The organism is Staphylococcus carnosus, assembly GCF_900458435.1.
GTDB classification, from domain to species: Bacteria; Bacillota; Bacilli; order Staphylococcales; family Staphylococcaceae; genus Staphylococcus; species Staphylococcus carnosus.
Genome location: NZ_UHCT01000001.1, coordinates 2,113,214 through 2,127,444, shown reverse-complemented (window position 1 = coordinate 2,127,444; position 14,231 = coordinate 2,113,214). Strand labels below are relative to the sequence as shown.

Sequence of the window (14,231 nt, the reverse complement as noted above, 5' to 3'; positions counted from 1 at the left end):
AAAAGTGACTTCACTTTTTAACAATATCTTTTTAAAGGAGGCCATAATAATGGCAGTTAAAGTAGCAATTAATGGTTTTGGTAGAATCGGTCGTTTAGCATTTAGAAGAATTCAAGATGTTGAAGGTATCGATGTAGTAGCAGTAAACGACTTAACAGATGATGAAATGTTAGCACACTTATTAAAATACGATACAATGCAAGGACGTTTCACTGAAGAAGTTGAAGTTGTAGATGGCGGATTCCGCGTGAATGGTAAAGAAGTTAAATCATTCGAAGAACCAGATGCAAGCAAATTACCTTGGAAAGATTTAGACATTGATGTTGTATTAGAATGTACAGGTTTCTATACAAGTGAAGAAAAAGCAAAAGCTCATATCGATGCAGGCGCTAAAAAAGTATTAATTTCAGCACCAGCTACTGGTGATGTTAAAACAATCGTTTATAACGTAAACCAAGATACTTTAGACAGCTCTGACGTAATCGTTTCAGGTGCTTCTTGTACTACAAACTCTCTTGCTCCTGTAGCACAAGTTTTAAATGACAGCTTTGGTTTAGTTGAAGGTTTCATGACTACTATCCATGCTTATACTGGTGACCAAAATACTCAAGATGGTCCACACAGAAAAGGTGACAAACGTCGTGCTCGTGCAGCAGCTGAAAACATCGTTCCAAACTCAACTGGTGCAGCTAAAGCAATTGGTAAAGTAATTCCTGAAATCGACGGAAAATTAGACGGCGGCGCTCAACGTGTTCCTGTTGCAACTGGTTCATTAACTGAATTAACAGTTGTATTAGATAAAGACGTTACAGTTGACGAAGTAAACGAAGCAATGAAACAAGCTTCTAACGAATCATTCGGTTACAACGAAGACGAAATCGTATCTTCAGATGTTGTAGGTATGACATTCGGTTCATTATTTGATGCAACTCAAACTCGTGTAATGACTGTTTCAGGCCGTCAATTAGTTAAAGTAGCAGCTTGGTATGACAACGAAATGTCTTACACTGCACAATTAGTACGTACTTTAGAATACCTTATTAAAGACGTAAAATAATTTGATAATAAGATCGTAATTTGACAAGCTGTAAATGTGCTGTTGAATTAAAATGATCAGCTTTTGAGTAAGCGGAGAGGCACATACGCTTCTCCGCTTATTTTAAATTATCATAAGTTGCAGTGGAATTAGCGGATAGTTTGTTTTTAAATGGAAAAATTTTCAACTACTTGGATGTTTTTTCTGCAATATTAACGGCTATATGCTAATCTCAATCTATAGACATTAAAGAATCATGCTTTCATTCAAAGGAGGAAGTTTAGATGGCTAAAAAACATGTATCTGATTTAGACTTAAAAGGTAAGGTTGTATTAGAACGTGCTGATTTCAACGTACCTTTAAAAGATGGAAAAATTACTAACGACAACCGTATTGTTCAAGCTTTACCAACGATTGAATATATCCTTGATCAAGGAGGAAGACTTGTTCTTTTCTCACATTTAGGAAAAGTCAAAGAAGAAAGTGATAAAGAAAAATTAACACTTCGTCCAGTTGCTGAGCGTTTAAGCGAAAAATTAGGAAAAGATGTTAACTTTATCCCACATACACGTGGTGAAGTTTTAGAAAAAGCAATCGCAGAATTAAAAGATGGCGAAGTACTTTTAGTAGAAAATACACGTTTTGAAGATTTAGATGGTAAAAAAGAATCTAAAAATGATCCTGAATTAGGAAAATATTGGGCTTCATTAGGCGATGTATTTGTAAATGATGCTTTTGGTACTGCGCATCGTTCACATGCTTCCAACGTAGGTATTGCATCTAACTTAGAAAGTGCAGCTGGAGACTTGATGGAAAAAGAAATCAAATTTATCGGCGGTGTTGTAAATAACCCGGATAAACCAGTTGTAGCTATTTTAGGTGGCGCCAAAGTATCAGATAAAATCGGAGTCATCGAAAACTTATTGAATGTAGCTGATAAAGTCCTTATCGGTGGCGGTATGGCTTATACATTCTTAAAAGCACAAGGTTATGAAATTGGAAAATCTTTATTAGAAGCAGATAAAGTAGACTTTGCTAAAGATTTATTAGAACGTGCTGGCGATAAAATTGTATTGCCTGTAGATGCTAAAGTAGCTAGAGAATTCTCTAATGAAGCACAATTTACTGTAGTTACAATCGACCAAATTCCAGCAGATCAAGAAGCACTTGATATTGGACCTAAAACTGTTGAATTATTCGAAAAAGAACTTAAAGGTGCACATACAGTTGTATGGAATGGACCGATGGGTGTATTCGAATTTGAAAACTTTGCACAAGGTACAGTAGGTGTTTGTGAAGCAATTGCTGAAATGAAAGATGCGACTACTATTATTGGTGGCGGTGACTCTGCTGCTGCAGCTATGATGCTTGGATTTGAGGACGATTTCTCTCATATTTCAACAGGCGGCGGTGCTTCACTTGAATACCTTGAAGGTAAAGAATTGCCTGGTATCCAATCAATCAGTGATAAATAAGAAATAGTATTTTTATAATAACTTTTCAAGGAGAGTTTAATAATGAGAAAACCAATTATTGCAGGTAACTGGAAAATGAATAAAACTGTACAAGAGGCTAAAGACTTTGTAAACGAATTACCTCAATTACCAGATACAAATGAAGTAGAAGCCGTTATTTGTGCACCAACTATTCAATTAGATGCATTAATTACTTTAGTAAAAGAAGGTAAAGCAGAAGGACTTGAAATTGGTGCTGAAAACACTTATTACGAAGAAAGCGGCGCATTTACTGGTGAAACATCTCCAGTTGCATTAGCAGATTTAGGTGTTAAATATGTAATTATCGGCCATTCTGAACGTCGTGAATTGTTCCACGAAACTGATGAAGATGTTAATAAAAAAGTCCACGCTGTGTTTAAACACGGTATGACTCCAATCATCTGTGTTGGTGAAACAAATGAACAACGTGAAAGCGGAAAAGCTGAAGAAGTTGTATCAGATCAAGTTAAAAAAGCATTAGCAGGTTTATCTGACGAACAATTAAAACAAGTAGTTATCGCTTACGAACCTATTTGGGCAATTGGTACTGGTAAATCTTCTACAGCTAAAGATGCTAATGAAATGAGCGCATTTATCCGCAAAACAGTTGCTGAACTTTCAAACCAAGAAGTAGCAGATGCAGTTCGTATTCAATACGGCGGCAGTGTAAAACCTAATAATATCGCTGAATATATGGCAGAATCAGATATTGATGGTGCTTTAGTCGGCGGTGCTTCATTGAAAGTAGAAGACTATGTAAAATTATTAGAAGGTGCTAAATAATATGGCAAAACAACCAACAGCATTAATCATCCTTGATGGTTTTGCGAACAGAGAAAGTGAACACGGCAATGCAGTCAAACAAGCATTTAAACCCAATTTTGACCGTTATTATGAAAAATATCCAACTACACAAATCGAAGCAAGCGGTTTGGCTGTTGGATTACCAGAAGGACAAATGGGTAACTCTGAAGTCGGTCATATGAACATCGGGGCAGGACGTATTGTATATCAAAGTTTGACAAGAATTAATAAAGCGATTGAAGATGGAGATTTCTTTGAAAATGAAGTCTTGAATGAAGCAATTGATCATGTGAAATCACATGATTCTGCACTTCATGTTTTCGGTTTATTATCTGATGGCGGTGTGCACAGTCACTATAAACATTTATTTGCGATTCTAGAACTTGCTAAAAAACAAGGATTAGATAAAGTTTACGTTCATGGATTCTTAGACGGTCGTGACGTGGATCAAAAATCAGCATTGAAATATGTGAAAGAAACTGAAGAGAAATTCAAAGAAATCGGTATCGGACAATTTGCTTCAATTTCCGGACGTTATTATGCGATGGACCGTGATAAACGTTGGGAACGTGAAGAAAAAGCTTATAATGCAATCCGTGATATCGATGCACCTGAATATGCATCAGCAGAAGAAGGTATTGAAGCAAATTATGAAAATGGTGTAACTGACGAATTTGTTGTACCTTTCTCAATCAAAGAACAAAATGAAGGCGTTCAAGATGGCGACTCAGTAGTATTCTTCAATTTCCGTCCTGATAGAGCAGGCCAACTTTCTGAAATCTTTACAAACAAAGATTTCAAAGGTTTCGATGTTGAACAACCTAATGATTTATTCTTTGCTACTTTCACTAAATATAATGATCAAGTAGATGCAAGTATTGTTTTTGAAAAAGTTGATTTGAAACAAACAATCGGTGAAGTTGCTGAAGCAAACAACTTGAAACAATTACGTATTGCTGAAACTGAAAAATATCCTCATGTTACTTATTTCATGAGTGGTGGACGTAATGAAGAGTTTGAAGGAGAACGTCGTCGCTTGATTGATTCACCTAAAGTTGCGACTTACGATTTGAAACCTGAAATGAGTGCATATGAAGTCAAAGATGCATTATTAGAAGAACTTGATAAAGGGGATTTAGATTTAATTCTCTTAAACTTCGCTAACCCAGATATGGTTGGTCACAGCGGTATGCTTGAACCTACTGTTAAAGCAATTGAAGCTGTAGACGAATGTTTAGGTGAAGTTGTAGACAAAATTATAGATATGGGCGGACATGCAATTATTACAGCTGACCATGGTAACTCAGATCAAGTGTTAACTGATGATGATGAACCTATGACAACTCATACAACTAACCCAGTTCCAGTCATTGTTACTAAAGAAGGCGTAACATTACGTGAAACAGGTAAATTAGGTGATTTAGCGCCTACATTGCTTGATTTACTAAATGTATCACAACCTGAAGAAATGACAGGTGTTTCTTTAATCGAACATTAAGAATTTAGTGTGTCATTACTAGATAATTAATTCAATTTCTAAGGAAAAAAAGTTATAATATAAGCGAAAGCTATTATGAAAAGGAGATTATCAACATGCCAATTATTACAGATGTTTATGCTCGCGAAGTTCTAGATTCTCGAGGTAATCCAACAGTTGAAGTAGAAGTATTAACTGAAAGTGGTGCATTCGGTCGTGCATTAGTACCATCAGGTGCATCAACTGGTGAATACGAAGCCGTAGAATTACGTGACGGTGACAAAGATCGTTACTTAGGTAAAGGTGTTACTAAAGCAGTTGAAAATGTAAACGAAAAAATCGCACCAGAGATCGTTGAAGGCGAATTTTCAGTATTAGACCAAGTTTCAATCGACAAAATGATGATTCAATTAGATGGAACTGAAAACAAAGGTAAATTAGGTGCAAACGCTATTCTTGGTGTGTCTATTGCTGTTGCACGTGCAGCTGCAGACTTATTAGGCCAACCACTTTATAAATATTTAGGTGGATTCAATGGTAAACAATTACCAGTTCCTATGATGAACATTGTAAACGGTGGTTCTCATTCTGATGCGCCGATTGCATTCCAAGAATTCATGATTTTACCTGTTGGCGCTGATTCATTTAAAGAATCATTACGCTGGGGTGCTGAAATCTTCCACAACTTAGCTAAAATTCTTAAAAAACGCGGTTTAGAAACTGCAGTAGGTGACGAAGGTGGATTTGCTCCTAAATTCCACGGTACTGAAGATGCTGTTGATACAATTTTAGAAGCAATCAAAGCAGTAGGTTTAGAACCAGGTAAAGATGTTTACCTTGGATTTGATATCGCTTCTTCTGAATTCTACGAAAATGGTGTATATGACTATACTAAATTCGAAGGTCCAGAAGGTGCTAAACGTACTTCAGCTGAACAAGTTGACTACTTAGAAGAATTAGTTAATAAATATCCAATCATCACAATTGAAGATGGTATGGATGAAAATGACTGGGATGGTTGGAAACAACTTACAGATCGTTTAGGTAAAAAAGTTCAATTAGTAGGTGACGATTTATTCGTTACAAATACTAAAAAATTATCTGAAGGTATCGAAAAAGGTATTGGTAACTCAATCTTAATCAAAGTTAACCAAATCGGTACTTTAACTGAAACATTTGATGCAATTCAAATGGCTCAAAAAGCTGGTTACACAGCAGTTATCTCACACCGTTCTGGTGAAACTGAAGATACTACAATTGCTGACATAGCTGTAGCTACAAATGCAGGACAAATTAAAACTGGTTCTTTATCAAGAACGGACCGTATTGCAAAATACAACCAATTATTACGTATTGAAGATGAATTATACGAAACAGCTGAATTCGACGGCATTCACTCTTTCTATAATTTAGATAAATAAGTAAAGGTTTACCAATATTGAGTTCACGCAAAACTTTATAAAGTATAACCTTTTAAAGAAGCTGTTAAAGTTCATAAGGACTTTAGCAGTTTCTTTTTTATGCCGAGTTTTTGTCGAAAATTAAACATAAACTGATATAATTGAATCAATAGAAATAATTATTCATCTTGAATTAAGGAGAATTGAAATGCAGACTACAGAGCAAGAAAAGGAATTAAGAGCAAAAAAATCTGGACGATTTATTGCCTATGCTTCAGTGATATTAGCAGTGATATATGCCATATACCTTTTTGTTTCTTTAGATAATAGCGTGGTAGCAGATATTCTTACATCACACCATATTAATGCAACAAAAAATGCAGTTGGAAACTTCATTAATAGCTACCGTTTAACAGGAATCATGTATTTAATTGCTTATATGTGCGGGTTAATTGCAATATGGAATCAACACACATATCTATGGTGGTTCTTATTTGCTGTATATATTTCACAAGCTTTTTATACTGCAGTCAATGCAGGTGTGATTATCCAAAGTATTAATCACGTGAAATCAGGTTTCATGACTTTACCTTTATGGATTACAATTATCGGTTCACTTGCCTTAGCAGTTTATATGCTAGTGATCTCAATTAAACGTAAAAGTACATTTAATCGCTAGAGCATATGGGAACAAGTTAGACCAAATGTTGATAAACTACATTGAAATATGTTACACTTGTACAGTATATTATGAATGGAGGACTAACGCATGCACACTTTATTGACAGTTTTATTAGTTATAGACTGTATCGCTTTAATCACAGTTGTGTTACTCCAAGAAAGCAAAAGTAACGGCCTTTCAGGAGCAATCAGCGGCGGTGCTGAACAGCTCTTCGGTGGAAAACAAAAGCAACGCGGTGTTGACTTATTCTTAAACCGTGTAACAATTGGTTTATCGATTGCATTTTTCGTGTTAATGTTAGCAATTACTTATTTCAATATGTAAGGTCCGACAATGTAAAAGTCGGGCTTTTTTCTTTATAATGGAACTATGAGTAAATTTGATTAAATGGGAATCATGAAAGGATTGAAAGACATGCAGATTAAATTGCCAAAGCCGTTCTTTTTTGAAGAAGGAAAAAGAGCAGTATTATTGTTACATGGTTTTACTGGAAACTCTTCCGATGTAAGACAACTCGGGCGCTTTTTACAGAAAAAAGGTTACACATCTTATGCGCCTCAATATGAAGGCCATGCAGCGCCACCGGAAGAAATTTTGCAATCCAGCCCGCATGTCTGGTTTAAAGATGCGTTAGATGGTTACGACTTTTTAGTGGAACATGGATATGATGAAATTGTGGTAGCCGGCTTATCTTTAGGTGGAGATTTTGCCCTTAAGTTAAGCTTAAATAGAGATGTAGAGGGTATTGTAACGATGTGTGCGCCTATGTTTATTAAGACAGAAGGCTCAATGTATGAAGGCGTTCTTGAATATGCGCGCAACTTTAAAAAATACCAAGGGAAAGATGAGGCGACAATCAATCGCGAGATGGAAGCTTTCCATCCGACTCATACTTTAAAAGAATTACAGCAAACAATACAAGGTGTTCGAGATCACGTAGATGAAGTGATGGATCCATTACTTGTCATTCAAGCAGAACAAGACAAAATGATTAATCCTGAATCTGCAAATGTGATTTATGATGAAGCATCTTCTGAAGACAAAAATATAAAATGGTATGCGGATTCCGGTCATGTTATTACAATTGATAAAGAAAAAGAAAAAGTTTTCGAGGATATTTACGAGTTCCTTGAAAGTCTTGATTGGCCTGAATAGTAACTAGAAACGAATAAATAATGAAAGGAGGGGGCATAATGAATTTAAAACAATCTGTAGCAGAGATTATTAAACAACCTGATTATGAACCCATGTCAGTTTCTGATTTTCAAGATTGTTTAGGTTTAAACAATGCCGACTCATTTAGAGACTTAATTAAGGTGTTAGTTGAACTAGAACAATCTGGCTTAGTCGAACGAACGAAAACGGACCGCTACCAAAGAAAAGGAAGTCAAACTATGAAAAATAATCTGGTAAAAGGTACTTTAAGTCAAAATAAAAAGGGATTTGCATTCTTGCGTCCTGAAGATGAAGAAATGGAAGATATTTTTATACCGCCAACAAAAATAAACCGTGCTATGGATGGAGACACAGTCATTGTTGAGGTCCAACCATCAAAAGGTGAATTTAAAGGTAAAGTAGAAGGCGAAGTTAAAACAATAGAAAAACATTCAGTGACTCAAGTTGTAGGTACTTACACTGAAGGTCGTCATTTCGGTTTTGTGATTCCAGATGATAAACGTATCATGCAAGATATCTTTATTCCGAAAGGCCAAAGTTTAGGCGTAGTTGAAGGACATAAAGTACTTGTGCAAATTTCAAAATATGCACAAGGCAATGACAATCCAGAAGGTCATATTTCTGCTATTTTAGGGCATAAAAATGATCCGGGTGTAGATATTTTATCTATTATTTATCAACATGGAATTGAAATTGAGTTTCCAGATGAAGTGTTGAAAGAAGCTGAAGCCATTCCAGAAACAATCGAACCTTCTGAGATTGAAGGACGCAGAGATTTACGTGATGAAATGACAATTACTATTGATGGCGCAGATGCTAAAGACTTGGATGATGCTATCAGTCTTAAAAAATTGCCGAATGGCAACACACAATTAACAGTCAGCATTGCAGACGTCAGTCATTATGTAAAAGAAGGATCAGCGTTAGATAAAGAGGCTTATGATCGCGGTACGAGTGTTTATTTAGTAGACCGTGTGATTCCGATGATTCCGCATCGTTTAAGTAATGGAATTTGTTCATTAAATCCAAATGTAGATCGCCTGACTTTAAGTTGCCGTATGGAAATTGACCAAGATGGTAATGTGAAAAATCACGAAATCTTCGACAGTGTTATCGAATCAGATCATCGTATGACTTACGATGAAGTGAATAAAATTATTACTGATAAAGATCCTGAACTTAGAGAAAAATATAAAGACGTAACACCTATGCTGGATTTAGCACAGGACTTATCAAATCGCTTAAAAGAAATGCGTAAACGTCGCGGTGAGATTGATTTTGATATTGATGAAGCTAAAGTGCTTGTTAATGAAGAAGGTATTCCGGTTGATGTGCAAATGCGTGACCGCGGTGAAGGTGAACGTTTAATTGAATCATTTATGTTAGCAGCCAACGAAACAGTTGCAGAACACTTCAGTAAAATGGAAGTACCATTTATCTACCGTGTCCATGAGCAGCCTAAATCAGACCGTTTAACACAATTCTTCGATTTTATTACGAATTTCGGTATTATGGTGAGAGGTACAGGAGAAGATATTTCTCCAAGTACGTTGCAAGAAATTCACGAGAAAGTGAAAGGCTTGCCAGAACAAACTGTTGTTTCAACGATGATGTTGCGTTCTATGCAACAAGCACGTTATGAAGATGCCAATTTAGGACACTTCGGTTTGTCAGCTGATTATTATACACACTTTACATCACCAATTCGTCGTTACCCTGACTTAGTGGTTCATCGATTAATTCGTAAATATCTTATTGATGAAACAATGGATCGTAAAGAATTGAAAAAATGGGAAGATAAATTGCCTGAAATTGCAGAGCATACTTCAAATCGTGAACGTCGTGCCATTGAAGCAGAACGTGATACTGATGAATTGAAGAAAGCAGAATTTATGCTGCAACATATTGGTGAAGAGTACGAAGGTATTATCAGCTCAGTTGCCAACTTCGGTATGTTTGTTGAATTGCCGAACACTGTAGAAGGTATGGTTCATGTTTCTAACATGACAGATGACTATTACCAATTTGCAGAAGGTCAAATGGCAATGATAGGTGAACGTTCTGGTAATGTGTTCCGTATTGGAGATTCAGTGAAAATCAAAGTTGTGAATGTAGATGTAGAACAACGTATGATTGATTTCCAAATTGTTGGCATGCCAGAACCTAAACGTAGAAAATCTGAAGATCGTCCTGCGCGCGGTACAACAATTCAAGCCAAATCGCGCGGTAAAAGTTTAAGCGGCGACAAGAAAAAAGGTAAAAAGAAACAGCGCAAAGGTAAAAATCAACGAAGCCGTGACAAGCAAAATAATACCCAACATAAACCTTACTATAAAAGTAAGAAAGTAAAACAAAAAGCACGTAAAAAGAAATAAAGTATGATTGAGGAAGAACTGTGATAAATTCAGTTCATCCTCACATTGAAATTAATTCAACAAGAGGTGAACACGATGTCGAAAAAGAAGAAAAAATCTCCAGGTACCTTAGCGGAGAATCGTAAAGCAAGACATGATTATAATATAGAAGATACGATTGAAGCGGGCATTGTGTTAAGAGGAACAGAGATTAAGTCAATTCGACGTGGCAGTGCAAATTTGAAAGATAGTTTCGCGCAAGTGAAAAATGGTGAGATTTATGTGCATAATATGCATATTGCACCTTATGAAGAAGGTAATCGATTCAATCATGATCCACTGCGTCCGAGAAAACTACTTTTGCACAAAAGAGAAATTGAAAAACTCGGTACACGTACAAGAGAAATCGGATATTCGATTATTCCGTTAAAGCTTTATCTTAAACATGGTGTTTGTAAAGTATTGATTGGCGTAGCAAGAGGTAAGAAAAAATATGATAAACGTCAAGACTTGAAAGATAAAGCGGTTAAACGTGATATGCAACGCGCGATGAAAGATCGTTATTAATGATTTGGGGAAGCGGCATTTTTAATTTGTCGTTTCTCATTCTTCAAGTTATAATTGCTGATTTTAATCGTTAGAATTGCGTCTTAGCGCTTAATTTGATATGATTAAGAAAGCTATCGGATTCAACATATGTTGAATCTGTTATTAATATTACGGGGACGTTTTGGATTCGACAGGGGTCCCCAGAGCTTATTAAGCGTGTCGGAGGGTTGTCTTCGTTATCAACACACTCAGTTTATAATAACTGGCAAAACAAACAATAATTTAGCAGTAGCTGCGTAATAGCACTCTGCATCGCCTAACAGTATCGCCTATGTACTGTTAACGCGATTCAACTTTAGTAGGATACGCTAGACACTGCTGTTCGAAGTCTGTCTAGAAGAGATTAAGCGGACTAGCATGGTGTTGGTTGTCTATTTCCTATCATCATGTGAAATTGATTAATAGACTACACACGTAGAAAGATTTGTATCAGGATCCTTGGACGCGGGTTCAAATCCCGCCGTCTCCATACATACACAAATATTCGTTAATATTTGTTATATCAGATTTGAGAGAAACGTTGTTAAATCAGCGTTTCTTTTTATTTTGTCTTGTATTATCAAATGTTCAATCTTAGAATTAAACACTTCATGAATAACATCATAATGACGATATACGTACTCATTTTTATACGCCTAAATCCTTCAAAAAGAACGTTAAGTGTAATTTACCGTTTTTATTTGGTATAAAGGCGTAATTTATAGCTGCATTGTATTTTGTGAATTCACTAAAATATAAATAAAAATAATAAAACTAAATTTATAACAGATGTTAATGATGGGCCATAGGTTTTAAATTTATCTTTTTCAATATATCCTACTATGCTATCGAAAAAATGGACAGCTATCATGATGATTGAAATTGTGATTAAAAAAGTATTGTTGTAGTTTATCAATGTGCATACAGATAATAAGAATATTGGAAAACTTCTTGCTAATGTATAATATGCGTTTGTATTTCTGGTGGTTACACAAGCTTGTATTGAATAGACTAGACTCACACTAGAACTAATCAATGTAAAAATAGCTAGAATAAAGTACATAAAAAGTCCTCTTTATATTGAGTTTGAAATGAGTGAAATGCATTTCATAGATGCACTCCATTGAAACATTAATTATTCCAGTCGTAACACAACTTTAATTATTCAAATACCCATTCTCACTTTTATAAATTGTACGTATTCTCACTTTCACCGTGTTCATCTGAAAATAAGATACAGTTTTCGTATTGTCTGTCTATAAAATAGGTATGTAGTGTGTTTAGATTTAAGTCGTACGAAAAATATCTTAGACTTGAATTAGAAGAATAATATTAGTGGGGTGTCAAAATGTTCATAAATCCAAGTGAAACAGAAATGGGTAATATGTATAAACTTCTTATAGGTACAGTGACGCCTAGACCGATCGCTTTTGTAACGTCACAAGATGAAAATGGAAACTTAAATGCAGCGCCTTTTGCATTTTTTAATGTGGTTTGTCCGGAACCTCCGATGTTGATGATTTCTGTCGGAAAACAAGATGGTGCACTTAAGGATACAAATTCTAACATTATTAAAAATAAAGAGTTTGTTGTTCATATTGTAGATGAATCAATTGTCAAAGAAGTAGTCAAAACAGGTGATAACTATCCTCATGATATTAACGAATTAGAAAAGACCAACCTGACGACTACTCCTTCAAAAACAGTAAGTGTACCAAGTGTTAAAGAAGCTAAGGTACGATATGAATGTGAATTAGTAGAACATTTATCATTAGGTGATGAAAAAAATGGAACAGATATGTTAATAGGACAAGTGAAAGCAGTTTATATTGATGATGAAATATATGATGTAGAACATGGATATGTGGATGTAGAGAAATTAAATCCGATAAGTCGTGTTATTGGAAATCAATATGTGAAAATCGGTGAATCTATAGAGGATTTGCTTTAATAAACTATCGTCTTTTAATTATGATTTGAGAATTAAAATTTAGCAATATGCGCTCTATATACATTGCTTTAATATTGACTGATTAAATAAGCGTGATTAAGGGAAATCATGACCAAGATAATAATTATTGAGAAAGGGTTTATTAAAGTGAAAAAAATTTTCTTAGGTATGGTAGATGAACTCGTTATCATAAATGAAAAAAATAATGGCGGTTTTGATATAGAAACACGTCTTGAAGGCACACATCCTGTTGATTTAGTGCAACATCCTGATTCTCCAGAGATAATGTACTGTGCCACGTATGGAAATGGTCTTTGGAAGAGTAATGATGAAGGCAATCATTGGAAAGCAATTGGTCAAATGAATGCTTATCATGAACCGACAAAAGGGTTAGGTATTAAATCAGCGTATATAACAGCTGTAGCAATCAATCCTAATAATCCTGACATATTATATGTTGGAACGGAACCGAGTGCTATTTATTATTCTGAGGATGGCGGTCAAACGTTTACTGAATTTGAAGAAGTTCAAAATTTGCCGTCACAACCTTTTTGGGAATTTCCAGCACGTCCCTATACACACCATGTTCAAGATTTAATGCCAAGCTCAAAAGAAGAAAATACATTAAATGCTGCTATTGAATTCGGTGCTTTTATTAATAGCAACGATGGCGGGGAATCATGGAATGATCGTCCTTTCTTCAGCCCAAGAGATGTTCATCAGATGGCTACGCATAATGCTGTACCGGGTAAGTTATTTGCAGTATGTGGAGATGGTTTAGCTATAAAGGGCCATTCTTTTGCTGAGAGTGATAATGATGGTATGAGCTGGTCTTATTCTAGTGAAGGATTGGAAAAATATCCTTATTTATATACCATAGCAGTCAATCCTAATAGTGAGAGAGATATTTTTGTAGGTGCTGCAGAAAATGCGTTTGCTGCACATCATAGAGATGAAGATAAAGGTTATCCTCGTTCAACTGTTTTCCGAAGAAATGATGAGGGCAGTTGGGAGGACTCATCAGAAGGATTGCCTAATGAAGATATGTATATCAGTCAACTTGAAGCGGATCCTAAAGCTCTTGATACGTTTTATGCATTAAATAACCGCGGTTTATATAAATTTGCTAATAGCGAGTGGAATAGAGTAGATATTCCTTGGAAGGAAAAATATCTTGACCAACATCCAACATTTTTAAAAATAATAAAATAAGAAAAAATAAATGTTAAAAAGACAGATTGCTTTTATATAGAGCATTCTGTCTTCG

At 35.4% G+C, this 14,231-nt stretch carries 13 protein-coding genes and 1 other RNA gene; 13 read left to right on the top strand and 1 reads right to left on the bottom strand.

Annotated elements, in window-relative coordinates:
- Positions 1-49 precede the first annotated feature (49 nt).
- The 11 genes from gap (at position 50) to ssrA (ending at position 11,506) form a co-directional block, all read left to right on the top strand.
- Positions 50-1,057 carry a type I glyceraldehyde-3-phosphate dehydrogenase gene (gene gap, locus DYE31_RS10365; RefSeq protein WP_015899682.1) on the top strand — a complete coding sequence of 336 codons (1,008 nt, stop codon included), beginning with the start codon at positions 50-52 and terminating at the stop codon, positions 1,055-1,057.
- A 263-nt stretch (positions 1,058-1,320) separates the two neighbouring features.
- Positions 1,321-2,511 carry a phosphoglycerate kinase gene (locus DYE31_RS12925; protein WP_015899683.1) on the top strand — a complete coding sequence of 397 codons (1,191 nt, stop codon included), beginning with the start codon at positions 1,321-1,323 and terminating at the stop codon, positions 2,509-2,511.
- Positions 2,512-2,553: 42 nt separating this feature from the next.
- Entirely contained in the window at positions 2,554-3,315 is a 762-nt protein-coding gene (tpiA, locus tag DYE31_RS12920; RefSeq protein ID WP_015899684.1) for a triose-phosphate isomerase, read from the top strand.
- 1 nt (position 3,316) lies between these two features.
- Positions 3,317-4,834 carry a 2,3-bisphosphoglycerate-independent phosphoglycerate mutase gene (gene gpmI / locus DYE31_RS10350; RefSeq protein ID WP_015899685.1) on the top strand — a complete coding sequence of 506 codons (1,518 nt, stop codon included), beginning with the start codon at positions 3,317-3,319 and terminating at the stop codon, positions 4,832-4,834.
- A 95-nt stretch (positions 4,835-4,929) separates the two neighbouring features.
- Positions 4,930-6,234: a surface-displayed alpha-enolase gene (gene eno, locus DYE31_RS10345; protein ID WP_015899686.1), complete on the top strand. Its 1,305-nt coding sequence runs from the start codon at positions 4,930-4,932 to the stop codon at positions 6,232-6,234.
- A gap of 187 nt (positions 6,235-6,421) precedes the next feature.
- Positions 6,422-6,892, top strand: coding sequence for a hypothetical protein (locus DYE31_RS10340; RefSeq protein WP_015899687.1), 471 nt, complete (start codon positions 6,422-6,424; stop codon positions 6,890-6,892).
- Between the two features lie 90 nt (positions 6,893-6,982).
- Positions 6,983-7,219, top strand: coding sequence for a preprotein translocase subunit SecG (secG, locus tag DYE31_RS10335; protein ID WP_015899688.1), 237 nt, complete (start codon positions 6,983-6,985; stop codon positions 7,217-7,219).
- 90 nt (positions 7,220-7,309) lie between these two features.
- Positions 7,310-8,050, top strand: coding sequence for an alpha/beta hydrolase (locus DYE31_RS10330; RefSeq protein WP_015899689.1), 741 nt, complete (start codon positions 7,310-7,312; stop codon positions 8,048-8,050).
- Positions 8,051-8,088: 38 nt separating this feature from the next.
- Entirely contained in the window at positions 8,089-10,446 is a 2,358-nt protein-coding gene (gene rnr, locus DYE31_RS10325; RefSeq protein ID WP_015899690.1) for a ribonuclease R, read from the top strand.
- A 75-nt stretch (positions 10,447-10,521) separates the two neighbouring features.
- The gene (gene smpB, locus DYE31_RS10320; protein WP_015899691.1) at positions 10,522-10,992 is read left to right on the top strand and encodes an SsrA-binding protein SmpB; all 471 of its coding nucleotides are present in this window, start codon (positions 10,522-10,524) and stop codon (positions 10,990-10,992) included.
- 154 nt (positions 10,993-11,146) lie between these two features.
- Positions 11,147-11,506: a transfer-messenger RNA gene (gene ssrA, locus DYE31_RS10315) on the top strand.
- A gap of 255 nt (positions 11,507-11,761) precedes the next feature.
- On the opposite strand, the gene DYE31_RS12915 is transcribed toward ssrA, so the two are convergent.
- Positions 11,762-12,076, bottom strand: coding sequence for a hypothetical protein (locus DYE31_RS12915; protein ID WP_081427453.1), 315 nt, complete (start codon positions 12,074-12,076; stop codon positions 11,762-11,764).
- 285 nt (positions 12,077-12,361) lie between these two features.
- On the opposite strand from DYE31_RS12915, the gene DYE31_RS10305 reads away from it, so the two are divergent.
- Together DYE31_RS10305 and DYE31_RS10300 are read left to right on the top strand one after the other, a co-directional pair.
- Positions 12,362-12,964, top strand: a complete 603-nt coding sequence (locus DYE31_RS10305; protein WP_015899692.1) for a flavin reductase family protein — start codon at positions 12,362-12,364, stop codon at positions 12,962-12,964.
- Positions 12,965-13,111: 147 nt separating this feature from the next.
- The gene (locus DYE31_RS10300; protein ID WP_015899693.1) at positions 13,112-14,176 is read left to right on the top strand and encodes a WD40/YVTN/BNR-like repeat-containing protein; all 1,065 of its coding nucleotides are present in this window, start codon (positions 13,112-13,114) and stop codon (positions 14,174-14,176) included.
- The last annotated feature ends 55 nt before the right edge of the window (positions 14,177-14,231 follow it).

What these genes read in the sequence shown, in the direction of transcription:
- DYE31_RS12925 (WP_015899683.1), top strand. Translation starts at nt 1,321, where the DNA reads ATGGCTAAAAAACATGTATCTGATTTAGACTTAAAAGGTAAGGTTGTA.
- DYE31_RS12915 (WP_081427453.1), bottom strand. Translation starts at nt 12,076, where the DNA reads ATGTACTTTATTCTAGCTATTTTTACATTGATTAGTTCTAGTGTGAGT.
- secG (WP_015899688.1), top strand. Translation starts at nt 6,983, where the DNA reads ATGCACACTTTATTGACAGTTTTATTAGTTATAGACTGTATCGCTTTA.
- gpmI (WP_015899685.1), top strand. Translation starts at nt 3,317, where the DNA reads ATGGCAAAACAACCAACAGCATTAATCATCCTTGATGGTTTTGCGAAC.
- smpB (WP_015899691.1), top strand. Translation starts at nt 10,522, where the DNA reads ATGTCGAAAAAGAAGAAAAAATCTCCAGGTACCTTAGCGGAGAATCGT.
- DYE31_RS10305 (WP_015899692.1), top strand. Translation starts at nt 12,362, where the DNA reads ATGTTCATAAATCCAAGTGAAACAGAAATGGGTAATATGTATAAACTT.
- eno (WP_015899686.1), top strand. Translation starts at nt 4,930, where the DNA reads ATGCCAATTATTACAGATGTTTATGCTCGCGAAGTTCTAGATTCTCGA.
- DYE31_RS10330 (WP_015899689.1), top strand. Translation starts at nt 7,310, where the DNA reads ATGCAGATTAAATTGCCAAAGCCGTTCTTTTTTGAAGAAGGAAAAAGA.
- gap (WP_015899682.1), top strand. Translation starts at nt 50, where the DNA reads ATGGCAGTTAAAGTAGCAATTAATGGTTTTGGTAGAATCGGTCGTTTA.
- rnr (WP_015899690.1), top strand. Translation starts at nt 8,089, where the DNA reads ATGAATTTAAAACAATCTGTAGCAGAGATTATTAAACAACCTGATTAT.
- tpiA (WP_015899684.1), top strand. Translation starts at nt 2,554, where the DNA reads ATGAGAAAACCAATTATTGCAGGTAACTGGAAAATGAATAAAACTGTA.
- DYE31_RS10340 (WP_015899687.1), top strand. Translation starts at nt 6,422, where the DNA reads ATGCAGACTACAGAGCAAGAAAAGGAATTAAGAGCAAAAAAATCTGGA.